This window comes from Streptococcus sp. SK643 (assembly GCF_000259505.1).
In the GTDB taxonomy this organism is placed as follows: domain Bacteria; phylum Bacillota; class Bacilli; order Lactobacillales; family Streptococcaceae; genus Streptococcus.
Map to the genome: position 1 here is coordinate 11,100 of NZ_AJMM01000029.1, position 22,637 is coordinate 33,736.

18 protein-coding genes are annotated in these 22,637 nt (G+C 39.7%); 7 read left to right on the forward strand and 11 right to left on the reverse strand.

Going from position 1 to position 22,637, the window contains the following annotated elements; genetic code table 11:
* Positions 1-122: 122 nt before the first annotated feature.
* From argS to galU, 4 genes are all read left to right on the forward strand, one after another.
* Positions 123-1,814 (forward strand): arginine--tRNA ligase, encoded by a 1,692-nt coding sequence (argS, locus tag HMPREF1117_RS10430; protein WP_001092706.1) that lies wholly within the window; start codon positions 123-125, stop codon positions 1,812-1,814.
* Between the two features lie 329 nt (positions 1,815-2,143).
* Positions 2,144-2,389 carry a hypothetical protein gene (locus tag HMPREF1117_RS10435; protein ID WP_000084871.1) on the forward strand — a complete coding sequence of 82 codons (246 nt, stop codon included), beginning with the start codon at positions 2,144-2,146 and terminating at the stop codon, positions 2,387-2,389.
* 214 nt (positions 2,390-2,603) lie between these two features.
* Positions 2,604-3,620 carry an NAD(P)H-dependent glycerol-3-phosphate dehydrogenase gene (locus HMPREF1117_RS10440; RefSeq protein WP_000415059.1) on the forward strand — a complete coding sequence of 339 codons (1,017 nt, stop codon included), beginning with the start codon at positions 2,604-2,606 and terminating at the stop codon, positions 3,618-3,620.
* 21 nt (positions 3,621-3,641) lie between these two features.
* Positions 3,642-4,541, forward strand: a complete 900-nt coding sequence (galU, locus tag HMPREF1117_RS10445) for a UTP--glucose-1-phosphate uridylyltransferase GalU (RefSeq protein ID WP_000202238.1) — start codon at positions 3,642-3,644, stop codon at positions 4,539-4,541.
* A gap of 297 nt (positions 4,542-4,838) precedes the next feature.
* On the opposite strand, the gene HMPREF1117_RS10450 is transcribed toward galU, so the two are convergent.
* The 6 genes from HMPREF1117_RS10450 to pbp1b all read right to left on the reverse strand — a co-directional run bounded on the left by HMPREF1117_RS10450 (position 4,839) and on the right by pbp1b (position 11,609).
* Positions 4,839-5,513 (reverse strand): rhomboid family intramembrane serine protease, encoded by a 675-nt coding sequence (locus tag HMPREF1117_RS10450; RefSeq protein WP_000658466.1) that lies wholly within the window; start codon positions 5,511-5,513, stop codon positions 4,839-4,841.
* The gene (locus HMPREF1117_RS10455) at positions 5,497-6,036 is read right to left on the reverse strand and encodes a 5-formyltetrahydrofolate cyclo-ligase (RefSeq protein ID WP_000834297.1); all 540 of its coding nucleotides are present in this window, start codon (positions 6,034-6,036) and stop codon (positions 5,497-5,499) included. Before HMPREF1117_RS10455 ends, HMPREF1117_RS10450 begins: the two co-directional genes overlap by 17 nt.
* A gap of 4 nt (positions 6,037-6,040) precedes the next feature.
* Complete coding sequence (locus tag HMPREF1117_RS10460) at positions 6,041-7,171, reverse strand: N-acetyldiaminopimelate deacetylase (RefSeq protein ID WP_000885091.1); 1,131 nt, start codon at positions 7,169-7,171, stop codon at positions 6,041-6,043.
* A 61-nt stretch (positions 7,172-7,232) separates the two neighbouring features.
* On the reverse strand, positions 7,233-7,931 hold the full coding sequence (gene dapD, locus HMPREF1117_RS10465; RefSeq protein ID WP_000127439.1) for a 2,3,4,5-tetrahydropyridine-2,6-dicarboxylate N-acetyltransferase: 699 nt from the start codon (positions 7,929-7,931) through the stop codon (positions 7,233-7,235).
* A 210-nt stretch (positions 7,932-8,141) separates the two neighbouring features.
* The gene (locus HMPREF1117_RS10470) at positions 8,142-9,053 is read right to left on the reverse strand and encodes a DMT family transporter (protein ID WP_025171615.1); all 912 of its coding nucleotides are present in this window, start codon (positions 9,051-9,053) and stop codon (positions 8,142-8,144) included.
* An 84-nt stretch (positions 9,054-9,137) separates the two neighbouring features.
* Positions 9,138-11,609, reverse strand: a complete 2,472-nt coding sequence (pbp1b, locus tag HMPREF1117_RS10475; RefSeq protein ID WP_001180941.1) for a penicillin-binding protein PBP1B — start codon at positions 11,607-11,609, stop codon at positions 9,138-9,140.
* Between the two features lie 140 nt (positions 11,610-11,749).
* Between pbp1b and tyrS the strand changes: the two genes are divergently transcribed.
* Complete coding sequence (tyrS, locus tag HMPREF1117_RS10480; protein ID WP_000546880.1) at positions 11,750-13,006, forward strand: tyrosine--tRNA ligase; 1,257 nt, start codon at positions 11,750-11,752, stop codon at positions 13,004-13,006.
* Positions 13,007-13,082: 76 nt separating this feature from the next.
* Here tyrS and HMPREF1117_RS10485 read toward each other — a convergent pair whose 3' ends face one another.
* Positions 13,083-15,143 (reverse strand): heavy metal translocating P-type ATPase, encoded by a 2,061-nt coding sequence (locus tag HMPREF1117_RS10485; RefSeq protein ID WP_000008782.1) that lies wholly within the window; start codon positions 15,141-15,143, stop codon positions 13,083-13,085.
* A gap of 1 nt (position 15,144) precedes the next feature.
* Positions 15,145-15,423 (reverse strand): DUF6110 family protein, encoded by a 279-nt coding sequence (locus HMPREF1117_RS10490; RefSeq protein WP_000910903.1) that lies wholly within the window; start codon positions 15,421-15,423, stop codon positions 15,145-15,147.
* Positions 15,424-15,574: 151 nt separating this feature from the next.
* Between HMPREF1117_RS10490 and HMPREF1117_RS10495 the strand changes: the two genes are divergently transcribed.
* Positions 15,575-16,423: a putative RNA methyltransferase gene (locus HMPREF1117_RS10495; RefSeq protein WP_001095524.1), complete on the forward strand. Its 849-nt coding sequence runs from the start codon at positions 15,575-15,577 to the stop codon at positions 16,421-16,423.
* Between the two features lie 105 nt (positions 16,424-16,528).
* Here HMPREF1117_RS10495 and HMPREF1117_RS12035 read toward each other — a convergent pair whose 3' ends face one another.
* From HMPREF1117_RS12035 to malQ, 3 genes are all read right to left on the reverse strand, one after another.
* The gene (locus HMPREF1117_RS12035; protein WP_000265677.1) at positions 16,529-16,735 is read right to left on the reverse strand and encodes a hypothetical protein; all 207 of its coding nucleotides are present in this window, start codon (positions 16,733-16,735) and stop codon (positions 16,529-16,531) included.
* Positions 16,736-16,969: 234 nt separating this feature from the next.
* Entirely contained in the window at positions 16,970-19,228 is a 2,259-nt protein-coding gene (gene glgP, locus HMPREF1117_RS10500; protein WP_000950135.1) for a glycogen/starch/alpha-glucan family phosphorylase, read from the reverse strand.
* Positions 19,229-19,253: 25 nt separating this feature from the next.
* A complete protein-coding gene (gene malQ / locus HMPREF1117_RS10505) occupies positions 19,254-20,771 on the reverse strand; it encodes a 4-alpha-glucanotransferase (RefSeq protein WP_000747277.1) in 1,518 nt (505 codons plus the stop codon).
* Between the two features lie 491 nt (positions 20,772-21,262).
* On the opposite strand from malQ, the gene HMPREF1117_RS10510 reads away from it, so the two are divergent.
* Positions 21,263-22,534 carry an extracellular solute-binding protein gene (locus tag HMPREF1117_RS10510; protein WP_000095470.1) on the forward strand — a complete coding sequence of 424 codons (1,272 nt, stop codon included), beginning with the start codon at positions 21,263-21,265 and terminating at the stop codon, positions 22,532-22,534.
* The last annotated feature ends 103 nt before the right edge of the window (positions 22,535-22,637 follow it).

A 22,637-nucleotide genomic window follows, 5' to 3' on the forward strand; every position in this document is an offset into this window, starting at 1 on the left:
ATATGTATATTTATTAAAAAATTATAACTTTATTATACCAAAAAAACCGGAGATTTCAAATTTTTTATTTTCTTTCTTTGAATTTATGATAAAATAGTAGAAAAGTCCAAAAGGAGCATGTAATGAATACTAAAGAACTGATTGCTAGTGAGTTGGCTAGCATCATTGATAGCCTGGACCAAGAAGCTATTTTAAATTTACTTGAAACACCTAAAAACTCAGATATGGGAGATATTGCATTTCCTGCTTTTTCACTTGCCAAAGTAGAGCGCAAGGCCCCACAAATGATTGCTGCAAACCTAGCTGACAAAATTGATAGTCAAGCTTTCGAAAAGGTTGTAGCCACTGGTCCTTACGTAAACTTTTTCCTCGATAAAGCAGCCATCTCCTCTCAAGTATTGCAAGCTGTTATCACTGAAAAAGAACACTATGCTGACCAAAATATCGGCAATCAAGAAAATGTTGTTATCGACATGTCTAGTCCCAATATCGCTAAACCATTTTCTATTGGTCACCTTCGTTCAACCGTTATCGGGGATAGCTTATCAAACATTTTCCAAAAAATCGGTTATCAAACGGTCAAAGTTAACCATCTAGGTGACTGGGGTAAACAGTTTGGAATGCTGATTGTTGCCTACAAAAAATGGGGCGACGAAGAAGCTGTGAAAGCTCATCCAATTGATGAACTCCTTAAACTCTATGTCCGCATCAACGCTGAAGCTGAAAATGACCCTAGCTTGGATGAAGAAGCACGCGAATGGTTCCGTAAACTGGAAAATGGCGACGAGGAAGCTCTCGCTCTTTGGCAATGGTTCCGTGATGAAAGTTTGGTGGAATTTAACCGCCTTTACAATGAACTGAAGGTTGAATTTGACAGCTACAACGGGGAAGCCTTCTACAACGATAAGATGGATGCAGTTGTAGAAATTCTTTCTGAAAAAGGGCTTCTTGTTGAGTCAGAAGGTGCCCAAGTTGTCAACCTTGAGAAATATGGAATTGAACATCCAGCCCTCATCAAGAAATCTGATGGAGCAACTCTCTATATCACTCGTGACTTGGCTGCAGCCCTTTACCGTAAAAACGAATATCAGTTTGCCAAATCTATCTACGTCGTTGGTCAAGAGCAATCTGCCCACTTTAAACAGCTCAAAGCTGTCTTGAAAGAGATGGGCTACGACTGGAGTGACGACATTACCCACGTTCCTTGTGGTTTAGTTACAAAAGAAGGGAAAAAACTCTCTACTCGTAAAGGGAATGTCATCTTGCTAGAGCCTACTATTGCAGAGGCTGTTAGTCGTGCCAAAGCCCAAATCGAGGCTAAAAATCCTGAACTTGAAAACAAAGACCAAGTAGCCCATGCTGTTGGGGTTGGAGCCATTAAATTCTACGACCTTAAGACCGATCGTACAAATGGATACGACTTCGACTTAGAAGCCATGGTATCCTTTGAGGGGGAAACTGGTCCTTATGTACAGTATGCCTATGCTCGTATCCAATCAATCTTACGTAAAGCAGATTTTAAACCTGAAACAGAGGCCAATTATAGCTTAAACGATGCTGAAAGCTGGGAAATCATCAAACTCATCCAAGACTTCCCACGTATTATCAACCGTGCGGCAGATAACTTTGAGCCTTCTATCGTCGCAAAATTTGCTATTAATTTGGCTCAAGCCTTCAACAAATACTATGCTCATACACGTATCTTAGATGAGAGCCCTGAACGTGACAGCCGTCTAGCCCTTAGCTACGCAACAGCCGTCGTTCTCAAAGAAGCTCTACGTTTGCTAGGTGTTGAAGCACCAGAGAAGATGTGATTCAGTACTAACAATTGGGAACTAAAGTTCCCAATTGTTAGACGCTAGCCGCTTATATGCGGACTAGCTAACTGCTTCACTAGCAAAGAAACATAAATATTATCGATTTATGTTTCTTTACGTCGTAAACAGAGAAGCTTGCCTAAACGCTTTACTAATTCACCAAACCAAATAAAGTCGATTGGGTTAGGGTCATGTCGTAATCTTCAAATTACTTGCTAAGTAATCTAAGTACTTAAGCTAAATCCTATACAGAATTTGGTTTGGTATGATACTATTTTATCTAAACTATCCTTCTGCCACTTCTTCACTATCCAAGGAGATATTCTATGAGCCAATATGCTTATGTCCTAGTTGTTATTAGCTTGGTCTTCCTTTTTCTACTCAATAAATATGAAAAAGAGAGACTTCAGAAACTCTATCAAGAACAACTATTAAAAGACGAGACATTTGTTGCCAATATCAAAGAAAAAATTCAAACTACAGAAAATATCAATGATGTGATTGATTACATTAATAAAACTTACCATTTAGGTATGTTACTATCAAAAGACATCACCGATCAATTGAAATAAGCTATCAAACTTCTTTCTGAGTCATCTTTTGGTTGATCAAGCGGATATATGTAAACTGTTCAATAAAATAAAAAATGAGGCTAAAATTCCCTTGATTTAGTCTCATTTTTTATTTTTGTTACAGTAATAAAGATTCATCTACATCAGGAACTCAAGTGCAAAATCCCCTAGAATATGATAGAATAAGAGAAAGAACTCTATCAAGGAGGGAAACATGGAAAAACAAACCATCGCCGTCTTGGGGCCTGGTTCGTGGGGAACTGCTCTTTCACAAGTCTTAAATGACAATGGACACGAGGTACGTATTTGGGGAAATATTCCCGAACAAATCAATGAAATTAATACACACCATACTAATAAGCACTACTTTAAAGATGTCGTTCTAGATAAAAATATCAGTGCCTACACTGACTTAGCAGAGGCACTGAAAGACGTAGATGCTATTTTATTCGTGGTCCCAACAAAAGTAACTCGTCTAGTTGCCCAACAAGTCGCACAGACATTAAATCACAAGGTTGTCATCATGCACGCTTCAAAAGGATTAGAACCCGATAGCCACAAACGCTTATCAACTATCCTTGAAGAAGAAATCCCAGAGCACCTCCGAAGCGAAATCGTTGTCGTCTCAGGTCCTAGTCATGCTGAGGAAACAATCGTTCGCGACCTCACCTTAATCACGGCTGCTTCTACTAATCTTCAGACAGCTCAATATGCTCAAAAACTCTTTAGTAATCACTACTTCCGACTTTATACCAATACAGATGTTATCGGGGTAGAGACCGCGGGTGCACTTAAAAACATTATTGCTGTAGGTGCTGGTGCTCTACATGGCCTTGATTTTGGAGATAATGCTAAGGCAGCTATCATAGCTCGAGGCTTAGCAGAAATCACTAGATTAGGAGTGGCTCTAGGCGCTAGTCCATTAACATACAGTGGTTTATCAGGGGTTGGAGATTTGATTGTAACTGGAACATCCATTCACTCTCGGAACTGGCGGGCCGGAGATGCTTTGGGACGAGGCGAATCTCTTGCTGATATAGAAGCAAATATGGGAATGGTCATCGAAGGAATTTCAACCACCCGAGCAGCCTATGAACTTGCTCAAGAACTTGGGGTCTACATGCCGATCACACAGGCTATTTACCAAGTTATCTATCAAGGCATCAACATTAGAGATGCTATCAACGATATCATGAACAATGAATTTAAAGCAGAAAACGAGTGGTCTTAGACCACTAGAGAAAGGATCATTATGACATCAAAAGTAAGAAAAGCAGTCATTCCTGCCGCTGGACTTGGAACTCGTTTCCTCCCAGCAACTAAGGCTCTTGCTAAAGAAATGTTACCGATTGTAGACAAACCCACTATCCAATTTATCGTAGAAGAAGCACTTCGATCTGGTATTGAAGATATTCTAGTAGTCACTGGTAAAGCAAAACGTTCAATTGAAGACCATTTTGACTCAAACTTTGAATTAGAATACAATCTCAAAGAAAAAGGGAAAACAGACCTTTTAAAACTAGTTGATGAAACGACTGGGATTCGCCTCCATTTTATCCGTCAAAGTCATCCACGTGGACTAGGAGATGCTGTCTTACAAGCTAAGGCTTTTGTAGGAAATGAACCCTTTGTTGTCATGCTAGGTGACGACCTCATGGATATCACAGATGAACAAGCTGTTCCTCTCACAAAACAATTGATGAATGATTATGAAAATACTCACGCATCAACCATTGCTGTTATGCCTGTTCCTCATGATGAAGTATCTGCCTACGGAGTCATTGCTCCTCAAGGCGAAGGAATCAACGGACTCTATAGTGTAGAAACGTTCGTTGAAAAACCAGCTCCTGAAGATGCTCCAAGTGATTTAGCTATTATCGGACGCTATCTTCTCACACCTGAAATTTTTGACATCTTAGAAAATCAAGCTCCTGGTGCTGGAAATGAAATCCAACTCACTGATGCCATTGATACTTTAAACAAAACACAACGCGTTTTCGCCCGTGAATTTAAGGGAGCTCGTTACGACGTAGGAGATAAGTTTGGCTTCATGAAAACTTCTATCGACTACGCCCTTAAACACCCGCAAGTCAAGGATGACTTGAAAAACTACCTCATCGAACTCGGAAAAGAGTTGGCTGGGGGAGAGTAAACTTAACATCATTACAAAAAGAACTAGGATTATCACTTAGTTCTTTTTATATAGCAATACAAAGTTAAAAATAGATAGAATCTAGGTCTATATAGCGTCGAATATGAATTTTTAACAATCTTATCCTGATTTAAGAAAATAAAAAAGCACCGAATCGGTGCTCACTTTTTCAAGTTGTGTACGGACAAAGCCTTATTTTAACTTGCTGTGTTGTTTCGAATGGTTCCAAAGTTCATAAAAAGCTACTCATTTTTTGAGTAGCTTAATTTATTATCTCAATTTTCATCTAACATCTGGTCATCTCATACCCTTATAGAGAAGTAGGATAGCAAGACCTATAAAAAGGACTGCTGCTCCTAGTCGCTGAACCGGGTTATACATCCGTCTCTCACTTTTTACTGGAAAGAGTATTGCTAAAAAGGCGCCTCCCACTGCTCCTCCAATGTGGCCTGCAAGACTAATTCCCGGAATTAAAATACTACCAATAAGATTTACTACAAAAAGCGTCATATAGGATTGCCCCAACTGCTGAATATAAGGATTACGCGATGCATAGCGCAAAACAATAATGGCAGCAAATAGACCATAAAGAGAAGTCGATGCTCCTGCAGCTAAAGCTCTAGGTGTATAAGCGAAGACGAATAGATTACCCATCATCCCTGACAGAAGATAAAGAAAGAAAAACTGCTTAGAACCAACAATCTCTTCGACTTGCCGTCCAAGAAAATAGAGAGAGAGAATATTGACAATAAAATGTTCCCAACCAATATGGACAAAAATCGCAGAAAAGAGGCGCCAAATCTGACTAGGCACCAATCGAATAGCAGGACTATACATAGCCCCAAATCGAAATAGAGTATCTGCCCGATCAAAATTCCCACCTGTAGTCAGCAACATTAAAGCAAAGACTAGAGCTGTTACTAGGAGAAAAAAACTCGTTACAGGGTAACGTTTATCAAAGATTTCCTTCATACATTAGAACCTCCTGAACAGGAATATCGTGATCATCAGGAATAAATTCCTGAATTTGAAACGGATAGAGAGTGCTTATCGTATGGCCTTTATATCCGGTCAAATAGCGATCATAATATCCTCCACCGTATCCAATCCGATAACCTTCTATCGTAAAAGCTAAGCCCGGAACATGAATCACATCAATTTGAGACCGATCAACCACTGTCAATTCTCCTTCTGATTCCAGTAAACCAAAAGAAGTTCTGACTAATTGCTGGGGATTGTAAACTACAAAATCCATTCTTCCTTTGGGATAGGTTTTAGGAATCAGAACTTTCTTACCATCTTGCAGAGCGTGCTCAATCAGGTACTGCGTTTGATACTCATGAGGAAATGATAGGTAAGTTGCGATGATCTCAGCTTTTTTGTAAAAAGGATGTTGTAAAAAGCGACCGGTCAAAGCCTGATCCATCCTCATTTTTTCCTCCTGAGACAAGGATTTCATTTTTTGTAAGATTTGCTTCCTAAGTTCTGATTTCATATCTTTACTCTGATACTTTCTTTTTTAGGAAACTAGAAACCGCCTCAACACCAATGGCTAGAGCTTCTTCTCTAGGACTCATCTGAGGATGATGAAGGGCATAGGGACTATCAATACCTAACCAAAACATAACGCCGTCTACCTTGGACAGAAGATAGCCAAAGTCCTCACCAGTCATGGCAGGTTCAATATCAATTAGCTCAATACCATCTTTCTCCTCAAAGAAGGTCATCAATTCACGCGCCAAGGTTGGATCATTCTCAACTGGTAAATAACCCCCTTGTTTGAGTTCTACTTCGACTTCCATACCAAAAGCTGCCGCAACACCTTCTGCCACTGTTTTTACTCTCTTTTGAACTAATAAACTCATTTCCTGAGTCAAAGCACGGATGGTCCCGTGCAAGAAGGCTGTATCTGTGATAACATTGTTGGTTGTCCCAGCTTGGAAAACTCCAAAAGTCACTACTGCTCCCTCAATCGGATTGACATTCCGGCTGACCACAGACTGCACTTGAGTCACAAAATAACTAGCAGCCACCAAGGCGTCATTTGCTTCATGTGGAAAGGCAGCGTGACCGCCTTTTCCTTTAAAACGAATCTTGACCTCACAAGTACCTGCAAAGAGTGTGTGGGTATTAGTTGCAATCTGGCCAACCTTCAAATCTGGTCGAACATGAAGGCCATAAAATTGGTCTGGTAGCCAATCTCCAAAAGCCCCGTCCTCATACATAAGCATACCACCTGCTTCATTTTCTTCAGCAGGCTGAAACAGAAAGAGCAGATTGTTCTTCGGTTGCTCCTCAAGGGCTCGCTCAAGACAGCCTAAGGCAATAGTCATATGAAAATCATGCCCACAGGCGTGCATACGACCTTGGTGCTGAGAGGAGAATGGAAGACCTGTTTGCTCAATAATAGGAAGCCCGTCAATATCTGTTCTCCAACCAATGGTACGCTCAGGCTGACTACCCTGCAAATAAACTAAGATACCTGTCCGCCAAGTACGAACCTGAATAAAATCCTTACCAGTAGTTAACTTCTCAATGGCATCTAACAAGTAAGCCTGTGTCTTGAACTCTTCCAAGCCAATTTCAGGAATCTGGTGTAAATCTCGTCTCGTTTGAATTAAATCTAACATCTGTCTGTCCTCCTAGATAGAAGAAAGAGGCTGGAAAAAGGGTTCCGCCTCTTTTTAATAATTACAAGGTACGAAGCGCATCTTCTAACGCTGTTTTCTGTTGGGTTTTTTCGTCAATCTCTTTGATGACGCGAGCTGGAACTCCTGCTACTACTACGTTTTCTGGAACATCTTGAGTAACAATCGCTCCTGCAGCTACAACCGAACCACTACCGATTTGCACTCCTTCGATGACCACTGCATTGGCACCAATGAGAACATTGTCCCCAACACGCACTGGGTCTGCACTAGCTGGCTCAATCACACCTGCAAGAACAGCGCCCGCACCAACGTGGCTATTCTTCCCAACGATGGCACGTCCACCAAGGATAGCCCCCATGTCAATCATAGTCCCTGCGCCAATCTCAGCACCGATATTGATAACCGCTCCCATCATGATAACAGCATTGTCACCAATTTCAACCTGGTCACGGATAATAGCACCTGGTTCGATACGAGCATTAATCGCACGTTTATCTAATAAAGGAACCGCAGAATTACGGGCATCTTGTTCTACGACATAATCTTTATTTTCTACTAGCCCGTCTAAAAGTGGAGCAAGGTCCTTCCAATCACCAAAGAGAACATTTCCTAATTTCACAACAGAGTTAGGAACTGCAGAAGCTAGTTCTCCCTCAAAAGTAACCTTTACTCTGGTTTTCTTTTCAGCATTAGCAATAAATTGGATGATTTCTTGAGCATTCATTTTTGTGGCAGTCATAAGCGCCTCCTAATTCGTTATAATGATAACTATTCTACCAAAAAAAGCTCCAAATTTGAAGCTTTTTTCTCTCTTTTTAGGATATAAGACTACGCCTATTACCAATAAAATAAAATTTACTCTAATAAGAGCTTGAAATCTTTGTAGTCATCCTCTCAGCAATTCTTACTATTTAAGTATCATAATTGTTTTACAGTTAGAAAAACAATTTTAGTTGCTCCCCTTCGCTTCTTCTATGGAGAGGAAAATCATTGGTAAAATAATCAATATCATGGCTAAAACTAAAGACCAGTCTAATACCAATCCTAAAAATAATACACTCAACAGGGCAGAAGATAAGGGTTCACTAGCACTGATAACCGAAACCACTAAGGGAGAAACCAAAGAGACTGCCTTCATAGAAATAAAAAATGCAAAAGCTGTTCCAAAGAAGGCAATAATAAGACAAATCAAGACGCTCCAGATATCCACCACAAAGGAAATCTGATAAACCGGAGAAAGAATATTACTAAACAAACCTGCTAGAATCATTCCCCAGCCTACTGTAGGTACAAAGCCATACCGCTTAGCAAATGGTTGTGGCAAAATAACATTAAACATGACACCCATAGCACTCAACAAACCTGTCAAAAGAGCTAAAGGCGTCATAGATAACTGAGATAAATCACCCTTGGTTGCCATCAAAAAAACACCTAACATGGCAATCAAAACATAGCAAATAGCTCTCAAGGAGGCCCTCTTCTTATAGATAATGCGATTATAGATCAAGATGAAAATCGGACTGATAAATTGTAGGATAGTTGCTGTTGTTGCATTTGAATATTCAACACAGAGATAAAAGAAAAACTGCACAGAAAAAATACCTAAAATAGCATAGGCTAAAAAAGGTAGATAATTTTTCTTGTCTCGCCAGAGATCAAGTACTTGAGATTTGAGCTGTATGGAGGAGTATATCAAAACCAGACTACCAGCTAAACTTAAACGCATAGAAGTAATCCAGCCAGACGAAACCTGATAATGAGTAAAAAAGTATTCTCCTAAAATTCCACAGATACCCCAGATTAAGCCCGATAGGAGTGAATAAATAGTTCCTTTTACAATTTTTTTCTGATACTGATTCATAGCTTTTATTGTAACACGAAAAATCAAAAGAAAAAAGTGGCAATCCATTGATTCGCCACTTCATTTAGCATGATTTTAATACTGTTATCTTCTTGATCTTGAAGAAGATGGTCGAGTGTCACTTGAATTGCTACTATCATTAGAACTACTACTTGAGTCGCTATTTGAGTTGGATGTGGTTTTAAGACTACCAATGATACTAGACCAAGCATGTTGATAATCTGCATCACTACCTCCAATTGCAAAGCGATAGTTAGTTGAAGGAGCACCAGCCTTATTAGCCCAATAACTTGTTACGGTAGATCCTGAAAGATCTATGGTTGTACCATTGATTGACACTTTACCTGGTTTCTCGCCTGTAGCTTTAAGTACTTGTGATTTATTCACACTAGAATCTAAGGTAAAACGCTCATTTCCCCAAATAGTTGGATTTGCTTGCTGAATAGCATTGACAAGATTGGCCATATATTTAGAATTGTTTTCATAACCTGCTAAACGTGTTAGAGAATGATTATCATCGTGCCCAATCCATCCCCCGAGTGTTAATTTAGGAGTAGAAACCATAAGCCACATATTTTCATTCTCATTAGTGGTTCCTGTTTTCCCAATCCAATCTGCATTTGCCAAGCTAGGATTTAGAGAAGAAAGACTGCTCTTGAATGTCGTTGTTATACGTGATGATAACACCTCTCTCAAAAGCCCCTGCATGATGGTCGCTGTTGCTTTAGAGTAGACTTGAACTGGCTCGTCTTTATACTCATAGATGACATTCCCGTCTGATGATTCAATTTTAGAAATCACGTGTTTTTTATGATAGACACCATTATTTGCTAAAGTCTGGTAACCGTTAGTATGCTGGGCTACCGATACTTCAATACCTCCACCCATTGGAAGACTCTCAATGCTATAATCTGGAATTTCATAGCCCATTTTTTCCATATAAGACTTGACATCCACTCCTTTTTCACGGAGCATACGATAAGTCCAATAAGCTGGGATATTCCATGAATAATTTAGAGCCTCTCCCAAGGTCATCATGCCTGTCCCTTTTTTACCAGAATACAAAATTGGAGTCCCGTTTGAAAATGTTGTAGGGTAGTTGGACAATATACTAGAACTTCCCATCAACCCCTGGTCAATCGCAATCGCATAAGCTAGCAAAGGTTTTGTAGTAGATGCTGGTGATCGTTTCGTATCAAAAGCATGATTATTTTGGTTTTCTTGAAAATTTCGACCGCCGACAAATCCTAGAACAGCACCTGTTTGATTGTCCATCAAAACATTTCCGACTTCTACTTTACCAGTTCCATCATCTAATAGAGAACCGTAATTAGCAACTGCATTTTGCATGGCAGAATGAATCTTCTCATCAATGGTAGTTGTAATCTTATAACCACCATTTTCAATTTCCTTAACCGCCAAATCTCGGTAAAACTTTTGAGATGCTTCATTTTTTAACTCTGCCGCCGAAACATTATCTCGTTTAACCAAATACTCATACATTTGTTCCTGAGCCTCCGCCAAGGCTGTAAAGTATAAGTATCCTCTTGAAACACTCGTTACTGTTCCTGAAGGTAGAAAATCCTGTTTTAGGTCGTAATCTTTATATTGATCATACTCATCCTGAGTTAAAGCCCCTGTACGGTACATGTTATAGAGAACATCCTTGGCTCTCTTCAAGCCAAGTTCTAAATCTTCATCACTTTTAATGACTCCCGTATTTTCATAAGGTGAATAGATAATAGGACTTTGTGGTAAACCTGCTAAAAATGCTGCTTGTGGAACACTTAATTTACTTGCATCTACACCAAAAATACCTTCCGCCGCTTGCTGAGCTCCTGCAATATTTTGCCCTTTATTATTTCGCCCAAAAGGAGCAACATTCAAATAGGTTGTTAAAATATCTTCCTTACTCATGGCTCTCTCCAGAGCAAGAGCATCTACAATTTCAGTCGCCTTACGAGCCAAGGTCGGTGCATCTCCAACAACCTGTTGCTTAATCAGCTGCTGAGTTAAAGTTGAACCACCGCTAGAAGAGCCTAGCCCTACAAAATTCCCCAAAGTGGCACGAATAACTGCCTTGGGAACCACTCCCTTATGTTCATTAAAATGTTCGTCTTCAGTTGCTATAATAGCTTTCTTTAGATTTTCTGAAATCTGCTCTGCTGAGATAGATGTTCTCAACAAATCACTCTCAACAGAAGAAATGATATTCCCATTAGCATATGTTATTTCAGAAATCGAAGAGATGTCTTTCACCTGGCCTAGTAATTCTTCTGTTTGAGGCAATCGAACCTTATCAAACAAGGCAACCCCATAACCAAGTGCTATACCAGTCCCAAATAGCCCCCCGATAAAAGCTAAAATAAAGAGAGTATTCAAAATCCCCTTAAAGACAGATAAAGAAGTCCCTAGGAGAGGTAAAAATCCTTTCCTTTCTCCATCTGTTTTATCTTGTTCAGAGACGTTTTGTGATTTTTTTTGATGAAAGATTGATCTTACTTGCTGGAAAAATTCCAGCATTTTTTGTTTTAATTCATTTAATTGATTTTGCATGGATTTCCTCATTTTATCTATTATACCATAAAAGGTAAACTTTCAATAAAATAGCCACTTTCTTCCTTATTCTACTAGGCTATTGTCCAAGTTTGTGATACAATAGGTAGAAACAATATTTTATAAAGGAGAAAAGACACATGCACATTTTTGATGAGCTAAAAGAGCGTGGTTTGATTTTTCAAACGACTGATGAAGAAGCTTTGCGTAAAGCCCTAGAAGAAGGTCAAGTTTCTTATTATACTGGCTACGATCCAACTGCTGACAGCCTTCACCTAGGCCACCTAGTCGCAATCTTAACAAGTCGTCGCCTGCAACTAGCAGGTCACAAACCTTATGCGCTCGTTGGCGGTGCCACAGGTCTCATCGGAGATCCGTCCTTCAAAGATGCTGAACGTAGTCTCCAAACAAAAGACACAGTAGATGGCTGGGTCAAGTCTATCCAAGGACAACTTTCTCGCTTTCTTGACTTTGAAAATGGGGAAAATAAGGCTGTCATGGTCAACAACTACGACTGGTTCGGCAGCATCAGCTTCATTGACTTCCTCCGTGATATCGGAAAATACTTCACTGTCAACTACATGATGAGCAAGGAATCTGTGAAAAAACGGATCGAAACAGGAATTTCTTACACTGAGTTTGCTTACCAAATCATGCAAGGGTACGACTTCTTCGTTCTTAACCAAGACCACAACGTAACGCTACAAATCGGTGGTTCTGACCAGTGGGGAAATATGACAGCTGGTACCGAATTACTTCGTCGTAAGGCTGACAAAACTGGACACGTTATCACAGTACCACTCATCACAGATGCAACTGGTAAGAAATTTGGGAAATCAGAAGGAAACGCAGTCTGGCTCAATCCTGAAAAGACTTCTCCATACGAAATGTACCAATTCTGGATGAACGTGATGGACGCTGACGCTGTTCGCTTCTTGAAGATTTTTACTTTCTTGTCACTTGATGAGATTGAAGACATCCGTAAACAATTTGAAGCGGCTCCACACGAACGCTTGGCTCAAAAAGTCTTGGCTCGTGAAGTCGTAACACTTGTTCACGGCGAAGAAGCCTACAAAGAAGCCCTCAACATCACTGAGCAACTCTTTGCAGGCAACATCAAAAACCTTTCTGTCAAAGAGCTCAAACAAGGACTTCGTGGAGTGCCAAACTACCAAGTTAAAGCAGATGAAAACCACAATATCGTAGAACTACTCGTTTCAGCTGGTGTGGTTAACTCAAAACGCCAAGCCCGTGAAGACGTCCAAAACGGAGCTATCTACGTAAACGGTGACCGCATTCAAGACCTTGACTATGTCTTGAGTGACGCTGATAAGTTAGAGAACGAACTGACTGTTATCCGTCGTGGGAAGAAAAAATATTTTGTATTGACTTACTAAACTGTTCAACATTTACCTATAAAAAAGGAGTTAACCTCGAGAAAGGTAACTCCTTTTTGCTGTTAATAGTCCCCACCTATCCCTTAATAGACAGGCTACGCAATACAATACGTAAGGTTGTTAGATTATGTAAGATAGAGAGATTTGAAGGACTGAGCCAATTAAACAAGCCAAAGCCAATCAAACTACTATTTACGACAACGGTATCTTGAATATTCTTCTTGATGAGTGTTTGCAAAGATGATGATAGCGAATCCAACTCTTGGAAGAAATCCAAGCGATTATCTAACAATAAGATATCGCTCATCTGCTTAGAAATATCTGCACTCTCATTCATCACCACACCGATATCTGATAGGGTTAGAGCAGCTGAGTCATTCAATCCATCTCCAACCATCAAAATAGTGTGACCTGCTTTCTGCAGTTCCTCTACTAACTCAAATTTCCCATCAGGTTTCAAGTCTGTATAGACCTGATCAAAGGGCAAATCTTTGACTAATTCCTCTGTCCTAACCAAGGTGTCCCCTGTTGCCAGAATCAATTTTTTCCCCTGTGCCTTAAGTTTCTCCAAGGCTGCTTTTGCTTCTTTTCTCAAAGGAGTATGGATGCAGAACATTCCAATCAATTCATTCTGATAAGCTAAGAATAAGAGATTGTAGTGACTCTTGTACTCTTCAATTAAAGCATTTTGTTCCGAACTGATATGAATCTGCTCATCCTGCATCAGGACATAATTCCCAATAAGAACTGGTTTGCCATCGATATGGGACTTAATTCCCTTGCTTGCAATATATTGGAGTTTCCCATGCATTTCCTCATGTTCAATCCCCTCTATCTCAGCTTGCTTGACAATGGCATTAGCGATAGGATGATAGATGTGTTCCTCAAGACAGGCACTGATTCTTAATATTTCTTCCTCACTATAGTCTCCAAAAGGTAACACCTTTTCAACTATAGGATAGCTAGTTGTAATTGTTCCCGTCTTATCAAACAAGAAAGTATCAACTTCCAGATATTTCTCCAGAACATCTCCATCCTTAATCACCATTTCACGATTCAAACCCTCCTTGATAGCTGTTAAATAAGCTACAGGAGTAGAGATTTTCAAAGCGCAGGAGAAATCGACCAATAAGAAAGAAATAGCCTTAGAAAAAGAACCTGTTAATAGGTAAGTCAGACCAGCACCCAAGAAATTATATTTGACAACCTTGTCTGCCATCTTGATGAAATAGCGTTGTTTCGTTTTCTTGTTTTCTTCAGATTTCTTCATCAACTCAATCAGCTGTAAAATACGGCTGTTCATCTGATTATCGGTTACACGAATACGCAACTCTCCAGTTTCTAATACTGTATTTGCACAAACCAAATCAGACTCTCTTTTTTCAACTGGAAAACTCTCTCCCGTCAAAGAACTTTCGTTGACCATACCTAAACCTGAAACTACTTGTCCATCAAACAGAATTTCATTTCCTTGAGATAGGACCAAGACATCTCCTATTTGAACATCGGAACTCTTGATACTAACAACCGTATCACCCTGTACTAGGAATACATCGCTCTCTTTTGCAAGAAGGCTTTGTTCTAAATCTGTTGCAGTTTTTTTCAAGGACCACTGATCTAAATGATTCCCCAAATCAAGCATAAACATGATATTACTTGCCGTCTTGGATTGATTCATAAACAAGGACAATAAAATCGCCGAACAGTCCAAGACTTCCATCGTTAGTTCCTTACGCGCTAGTGTTTGATAGGCTTCTCTAATATAACCAAAAGCCTGATAACAAGTCCATATATAGCGAATAGGATACGGCACAAAACTACGAAAAAGTACACGCTTAACCGCTGCACCTGAAACAATAGAATAAGCACTCTCTTCTCTACGAATGGGAAGAGTCATCAACTCAGAAACTTTCCCTTTATCAATTCTTTTTAAAAAGGCTTCTGCATTATCTAATACAGAAAAGCCTTCTTTTATACGTAGAGTAAAGTGCTGTTGATCCATGTAAAACTGGATAGACTCAATCCCCTTTTCATCTCTCGCCAAGGAACGAAGATAGTCTTGAATATCCAAGGTGAGTGAAAAAGAAGATGATAGTCGGATATGTTGGTATCCTCTATGTAGCACTTTAAAAGACATATTATTCCCCTATAAGGCTATCTAATTGCTCTTCTTTTTTCTCTTGCTCGTACAAATATTTGGCATCTTGCAAGACATCGTCTCCATGTTGCTTCACAACAGAAACAGATGCATCTAGCTCATCTTTTAACTTATAAGCCTTAGCCAAAGCTTTAGAATAACCTTTTTTAGCTTCCTTACTTGCCAAGATTTTCAAACCAAGGGTACCAAATGCGACACCACCCAAAAAGAGTGATGATTTTTTCGCAACTTTTGCGACGCTTAATACTTCTTTTAACATACTTATTTCCTCCTTATCATTATTATATAGCAATTTAAATATAAAAGCAATTTCATTCCATAAATTGGAGAATTAGTTTTATTTCTACTGAATCTCCCATCTACTTATTCCTAAAGTTGCTTTCATTTGCCTCTTTTGATACACTTAAACTATGAATACAAACCTCAAACCCAAACTCCAGCGTTTTGCTTCTGCGACTGCCTTTGCCTGTCCTATCTGCCAAGAAAATCTGACTCTGGTAGAGAGCAGTCTCAAATGCAACAACCGTCATTCTTTTGACCTGGCGAAATTTGGTTATGTCAATCTAGCACCTCAAATCAAGCAATCTGCTAACTACGACAAGGAAAATTTTCAAAACCGTCAACAAATCCTAGAAGCTGGCTTTTATCAGGCCATTTTAGAAGGTGTATCGGACTTACTAGAAGCTAATCCATCCGCAAAAACTGTCTTAGATATTGGTTGTGGTGAAGGTTTCTATTCTCGTAAACTCCAAGAAACCCACTCCGACAAGACCTTCTATGCCTTCGACATCTCCAAAGATTCCGTCCAAATTGCTGCTAAAAGTGAAGCCAACTGGGCAGTCAATTGGTTTGTAGGCGACTTGGCACGACTTCCTATAAAAGACGCCAGTATGGACATCCTGCTTGATATCTTTTCGCCTGCCAACTATGGAGGATTTCGTCGCGTTTTATCCAAAGACGGCATCTTGATAAAGGTTATCCCAACGGAAAATCACCTCAAGGAAATTCGCCAGAAGGTGCAAGACCAACTGACAAACAAGGACTATTCCAACCAAGATATCAAAAATCATTTCCAAGAACACTTTACCATCCTATCTAGCCAAACTGCCTCTCTGACTAAGACTATCACAGCAGAGCAGCTTCAAACCCTACTCAGCATGACTCCCTTACTCTTTCACGTTGACCAGACCAAGATTGACTGGAGCCAACTGACAGAGATTACCATTGAAGCAGAGATGCTTGTTGGGCAAGCACTATAATTGACACAAAAACCGCATTTCAAGAAGATATGCGGTTTTAAATTTCAATTTTTAAACTATCTATCCGAAAAATTTTGGAAATTTACCAATTCTAAGTTCTAATCTTTATTTTCGATTCGAGATAACAAACTTATCAATAAATAGTAAGTGATATAATGCAAGTGTAATTCCAAATAAGCACCCATGATAAGAGATTTCTTGATGAGTAAGCGGAAAAAGAGTATCATTACCCATCAAGAGGCATGTTAAAATAACAAATAGAATCCAAAATAAATCCGTCCATTTATATTTTGAAAAATATTTTTTCCACATAAGAACACCTTCTTTCCTACAATCATATTATAATACTTTATGTAAACGAATACAAGGGATGTGAGGTAATCAACTACGAAGAAATATAAGGCTGAAATAAAATGTTATGCGTTCACTGTATCTATGATTTCTATCTTTTCAAGACAAGATTGACCCAAATCCACAGTATTCAAAAAAGCGAATTTCAATTGAAATTCGCTTTATAGGAAAGTGTATTAGTATAAATCTTGTAACTTAGTTCAAGTGCCAGATATCTTCGTTGTACTGAGCGATTGTACGGTCAGATGAGAAGAATCCTGCTTTAGAAATGTTAACGATGACTTTATCCAACCATGCGTCACGGTCTTCGTAGTCAGCCAACATTTGTTCTTTAACCTTGATGTAGTCTTCCAAGTCAAGAAGAGTCATGAACCAGTCTTTGTTGATCAATTCATTGTAAAGACGTTCCAAGCGCTCTTTGTTTCCAGCTGCAAGAACTGCATCGCTAACGATGAAGTCAACCAATGGTTTGATAGCTTCACGAGCGTAGAATTCGCTTGATTTGTAAGCTGCTTTTGCGTAAAGGTCGATAACAGTTTCTGAATCTTCACCAAAGATGTAGATGTTTTCGTCGCCAACCAACTCAGCGATTTCCACGTTAGCACCGTCCATAGTACCAAGAGTCAAAGCTCCGTTCAACATGAATTTCATGTTACCAGTACCTGAAGCTTCTTTAGAAGCAAGTGAGATTTGTTCTGAGATATCACATGCTGGGATAAGGAAGCTTGCTGCAGTAACGTTGTAGTTTTCAACCATAACAACTTGCAAGTGTGGAGCTACTACTGGATCATTAGCAATAACTTCTGACATGCAAAGGATCAAGTGGATGATGTCTTGAGCGATTGTGTAGGCTGGAGCTGCTTTACCACCAAAGAAGATTGTGATTGGGCGAGCAGGGATGTTCCCAGCTTTGATGTCAAGATATTTGTGAATCACGTACAAGGCATTCATTTGTTGGCGTTTGTACTCGTGAAGACGTTTGATTTGAATATCAAAGATAGAGTTTGGATTGATTTCCACACCTTGGTGTTCTTTCAAATGACGAGCCAATTTACGTTTGTTGTGAGCCTTGATACTTTCCAATTTTTCTTTGACAGCTGCTTTGTCTTCATAAGACAAAAGTTTTTCAAGCTCATCTGCTTCATGGTGCCAACCATGTCCAAGAATCTCATCCAAGTAGTGAGACAAGCTTGGGTTAGCATGCATGAGCCAACGACGGAAAGTGATACCGTTTGTTTTGTTGTTGAATTTTTCTGGGTAAAGGTCGTAGAAGGCTTTCAACTCAGAGTTCTTCAAGATTTCAGTGTGGAGTGCTGCTACCCCGTTAACACTGTATCCGTAGTGGATATCCATGTGAGCCATATGAACACGTCCGCTCTCATCGATAATTTGAACAGCTGGATCTTTCACTTCTGCTTTCACACGACGGTCCAATTCTTCGATGATTGGTACCAAGTGAGGAACCACTTCTTGTAAGAATTCAAGAGGCCATTTTTCAAGGGCTTCAGCAAGGATTGTGTGGTTAGTGTAGGCAGTCATGCTACGAACGATTGAGATTGCTTCGTCAAGTTCGATACCACGAGCAGTTAAAAGACGGATCAACTCAGGAATAACCATTGATGGGTGAGTATCGTTGATTTGGACAACTGCGTAATCAGCAAGGTCATGCAAGTTGCTTCCTTTTTCGATTGCTTCTTCGATGATCAATTGCGCACCGTTTGAAACCATGAAGTATTGTTGGAAGATACGGAGCAATTCACCCTGACGGTCACTATCATCTGGGTAAAGGAAAAGAGTCAAGTTGCGAGCGATGTCTGTCTTATCAAAGTTGATACCGTCTTTAATGATTGAAGAATCAACTGAATCCAAGTCAAACAAACGCAAGCGGTTCTTAGTTTCTGTCTTGTAACCAGGTACATCGATATCGTAAAGAGTTGATGTCAATGTGAAGTGGGCAAATGGTACTTGGTAGCTACGGCTTGAGCGAACCAACCAGTTTTGCTCTGTCAACCATGCATTTGGAATTGTTTCTTGTTGGTTGTTTTTAAGAACTTGTTGGAAAAGACCGTAGTGGTAGTTAAGACCAACACCGTCACCGTTCAAACCAAGAGTAGCAATTGAGTCGATAAAGCAGGCAGCCAAACGTCCCAAACCACCATTACCAAGAGATGGTTCCAATTCAACTTCTTCAACTTCGATCAAGTCTTTACCTGCAGCTGCAAGTTCTTTTTTAACATCGTCGTAAAGACCAAGGTTGATCAAGTTGTTTGACAAAAGTTTACCAATCAAGAACTCCGCTGAGATATAGTAAACTTTTTTCTTACCAGTGTTAACTGGTTTTTTGCTACTTGCAAGCTTGCTGTAGTTAAGAAGAGCAAGGTAAAGCTCTTCATTGCTACATTCTGCAATGGTTTTATTGTAACGATTTTGTACAAATTCTTGTAGTGATAACATGTTTAAGGTGTCTCCTGATATTGTATTATTTCTTTAATTCTACCAAATTTTCATTGATTCGGCGATAGATTGTTGTCAAGTCAAGCAAGCCTTCCTCGACAGCTGGTGTCAATTGATCTTCAGTCATACGCCAAGACCAGTTTCCACCAAGGGTAGATGGGAAGTTCATACGAGCTGCCTCATCCAATTCTAGCAAATCTTGCATCGTTGCAATTGCCATGAAGCTAACTGATGAAAAGACTATACGAAGCATAGCATGTGGCACTGTTTCGTATTCTTTACGGTTAGTGTAGCGAGCCATGTATTCACGAGTCGCATCATCGATCTCGTTACGGTACCAACCAAGGACCGTATTGTTGTCGTGTGTTCCTGTGTACATAACTGAGTTAGCAGGTGCCAAGTGTGGGCTATCGATGCTTTCGTCTTCTGGGTTGAAGGCAAATTGAAGAATCTTCATTCCTGGGAAGCCAGTACGTTCACGCAATTCGATAACTTCATCAGTCATGAAGCCAAGGTCTTCTGCAATAATGTTTAACTCACCAAGTTCTTCCTTAACGGCTGCAAAAAGCTTGTAGCCAGGACCTTTCACCCACTCACCAGGTGCTGCTGTATCGGAACCTACAGGAATTTCCCAGTAAGACTCGAAACCACGGAAGTGGTCGATACGAACAATGTCATAGATTTTGAAGCTTTCACTCAAGCGTTCAATCCACCATTTGTACCCATCTTTGTCCATTGCTTCCCAGTCATAGATTGGGTTACCCCAAAGCTGACCAGTTGCAGAAAATTCATCTGGTGGGCATCCTGCGATGCAAGTCGCCTTACCGTTGACATCTGTCTTGAAGAGATGTGGATTTGCCCACATATCGCTTGAATCTTCCGCTACGTAGATTGGCATGTCCCCAACGATTTCGATGTAGTTGTCGTTAGCGTAAGCTTTCAATTTCAACCATTGTTGGAAGAAGAAGTATTGAGTCACACGGTGGTAAACCAACTTGTCTGCTAATTGCTCACGGTAGCTTTCAAGTGCTGAAGCTTTACGAGCGCGAGCATCTGCATCTGGCCATTCAGTCCAAGCAAGATTATCAAAATGCTCTTTGATAGCCATATACTCTGCAAAGAGTTCAAGCCATGATTGGTTGTCTTGAGCAAATTTTTCAAAATCTTTAACATCTCCTACTTCCAAGAAACGTTTTACCGCTTTTTCCAAAAGAGGACGACGTGCATAGTAGATTTTCGCATAGTCAACTTCAGATGCATCGCTACCAAAGTCAACTCCTTCAAGATCACTTGCTTGCAACAAGCCTTGTTCCACCAAGATATCTAAATCGATAAAATGAGTGTTCCCTGCGAAGGCAGAGAAAGATTGGTAAGGAGAGTCTCCGTAACTAGTTGTTCCTAGTGGAAGGATTTGCCAGTAACGTTGTTTTGTGCGAACCAAGAAATCAACGAAGTCGTAAGCACTTTTACCAAATGATCCGATTCCGTATGCTCCTGGAAGAGAAGAAATGTGCATCAACACACCACTTTGACGTTTTTTCATAATAAGCACCTCATGTGTTTATAGTTAGATATTACATTTTTATGAACGCAAACGTTTGCGCTATTACTAGTATAGCTCATTTTCTTGATAAATGCAAGCGGTTTTTAAATAACTTTTTTGATTATTTTTTAAACATTTTTTCTTCTTACTCGTATATATATTCTTTCAGAAAACAAACAAAATAGGAATAAGGGTTTCACTTATCTTATTAATCAAAAATAAAGTGAGAATCCTCTCTGCTTTCCATTTGTAAACTAGGCAATCGTTTTCTTAACTTTTTTTAAATTTAAAACAAAACCGATTTTTGGGATTTTCTACTATTTATATGACGATTATATGACGATGAAGCGTTTACTTTTTTCACAATTTTTTTAAAATTTTTTACAAAAAACACTTGCAACCGCTTTCTGATTGTGCTATACTAGTCCCATAAAGGAAAACGTTTGCGTTTCCTCATTATAAAATTTGTTATTCTTTAGGAGGAATACACTATGTCATCTAAATTCATGAAGAGCGCTGCTGTGCTTGGAACTGTTACACTTGCTAGCTTGCTTTTAGTAGCTTGCGGAAGCAAACCTGCTGAAAAAGCTGCTGATGCTGGTGCATCTGCAGGTAAAGAAATCACTCTTTACGTTGAAGACCAATATAAAGCATTTGCTGAATCAGTTGCAAAAGCTTACGAAAAAGAATCAGGAACAAAAGTTAACATCAAATCTGGTGACCAACTTGGTGGTCTTGACAAACTTTCTCTTGACAACCAATCAGGTCAAGCTGCTGACGTTATGATGGCTCCATACGACCGTGTAGGTAGCCTTGGTACTGACGGACAACTTTCAGAAGTTAAAGTAAGCGACGGCGCTAAGACAGACGATAAAACTAAATCTCTTGTAACAGCTGCTGACGGTAAAGTTTATGGTGCTCCTGCTGTTATCGAGTCACTTGTTATGTACTACAACAAAGACTTGGTAAAAGAAGCTCCAAAAACTTTTGCTGAATTAGAAGAACTTGCTAAAGATAGCAAATACGCATTCGCTGGAGAAGATGGGAAAACTTCTGCTTTCCTAGCTGACTGGACAAACTTCTACTATGCATACGGACTTCTTGCTGGTAACGGTGCTTACGTATTCGGACAAAACGGTAAAGATGCTAAAGACATCGGTCTTGCAAACGACGGTTCTATCGCAGGTATCAACTACGCTAAATCTTGGTATGAAAAATGGCCTAAAGGTATGCAAGATACTGAAGGTGCTGGCAACTTAATCCAAACTCAATTCCAAGAAGGTAAAACAGCTGCTATCATTGACGGACCTTGGAAAGCTCAAGCCTTCAAAGACGCTAAAGTAAACTACGGTGTTGCTACTATCCCAACTCTTCCAAACGGAAAAGAATATGCTGCGTTCGGTGGTGGTAAAGCTTGGATCATCCCATCAAGCACTAAGAACCTTGAAGGCGCTCAAAAATTTGTAGACTTCCTAGTTTCAACTGAACAACAAAAAGCCTTCTACGATGCAACTAACGAAATCCCAGCTAACACTGAAGCTCGTTCATACGCTGAAGGTAAAAACGATGAGTTGACAACAGCTGTTATCAAACAGTTCAAGAACGCTCAACCAATGCCAAACATCTCTCAAATGTCTGCAGTTTGGGATCCGGCGAAAACTATGCTCTTTGATGCTGTAAGCGGTAAGAAAGATGCGAAAACAGCTGCTAACGATGCTGTGACATTGATCAAAGAAACAATCAAACAAAAATTTGGCGAATAAAAAATTTGTTCAAGGGGGGTGGAAATCAAATCCCCCTTTGAATTTATCAATCAAAAACATATATAGTTTAGGTTTTAATTAGAAACCAGTATCCTATGAAAGG

Coding starts and splice junctions, on each gene's coding strand:
- argS (WP_001092706.1), top strand. CDS start 123: ATGAATACTAAAGAACTGATTGCTAGTGAGTTGGCTAGCATCATTGAT.
- HMPREF1117_RS10435 (WP_000084871.1), top strand. CDS start 2,144: ATGAGCCAATATGCTTATGTCCTAGTTGTTATTAGCTTGGTCTTCCTT.
- HMPREF1117_RS10440 (WP_000415059.1), top strand. CDS start 2,604: ATGGAAAAACAAACCATCGCCGTCTTGGGGCCTGGTTCGTGGGGAACT.
- galU (WP_000202238.1), top strand. CDS start 3,642: ATGACATCAAAAGTAAGAAAAGCAGTCATTCCTGCCGCTGGACTTGGA.
- HMPREF1117_RS10450 (WP_000658466.1), bottom strand. CDS start 5,513: ATGAAGGAAATCTTTGATAAACGTTACCCTGTAACGAGTTTTTTTCTC.
- HMPREF1117_RS10455 (WP_000834297.1), bottom strand. CDS start 6,036: ATGAAATCAGAACTTAGGAAGCAAATCTTACAAAAAATGAAATCCTTG.
- HMPREF1117_RS10460 (WP_000885091.1), bottom strand. CDS start 7,171: ATGTTAGATTTAATTCAAACGAGACGAGATTTACACCAGATTCCTGAA.
- dapD (WP_000127439.1), bottom strand. CDS start 7,931: ATGACTGCCACAAAAATGAATGCTCAAGAAATCATCCAATTTATTGCT.
- HMPREF1117_RS10470 (WP_025171615.1), bottom strand. CDS start 9,053: ATGAATCAGTATCAGAAAAAAATTGTAAAAGGAACTATTTATTCACTC.
- pbp1b (WP_001180941.1), bottom strand. CDS start 11,609: ATGCAAAATCAATTAAATGAATTAAAACAAAAAATGCTGGAATTTTTC.
- tyrS (WP_000546880.1), top strand. CDS start 11,750: ATGCACATTTTTGATGAGCTAAAAGAGCGTGGTTTGATTTTTCAAACG.
- HMPREF1117_RS10485 (WP_000008782.1), bottom strand. CDS start 15,143: ATGTCTTTTAAAGTGCTACATAGAGGATACCAACATATCCGACTATCA.
- HMPREF1117_RS10490 (WP_000910903.1), bottom strand. CDS start 15,423: ATGTTAAAAGAAGTATTAAGCGTCGCAAAAGTTGCGAAAAAATCATCA.
- HMPREF1117_RS10495 (WP_001095524.1), top strand. CDS start 15,575: ATGAATACAAACCTCAAACCCAAACTCCAGCGTTTTGCTTCTGCGACT.
- HMPREF1117_RS12035 (WP_000265677.1), bottom strand. CDS start 16,735: ATGTGGAAAAAATATTTTTCAAAATATAAATGGACGGATTTATTTTGG.
- glgP (WP_000950135.1), bottom strand. CDS start 19,228: ATGTTATCACTACAAGAATTTGTACAAAATCGTTACAATAAAACCATT.
- malQ (WP_000747277.1), bottom strand. CDS start 20,771: ATGAAAAAACGTCAAAGTGGTGTGTTGATGCACATTTCTTCTCTTCCA.
- HMPREF1117_RS10510 (WP_000095470.1), top strand. CDS start 21,263: ATGTCATCTAAATTCATGAAGAGCGCTGCTGTGCTTGGAACTGTTACA.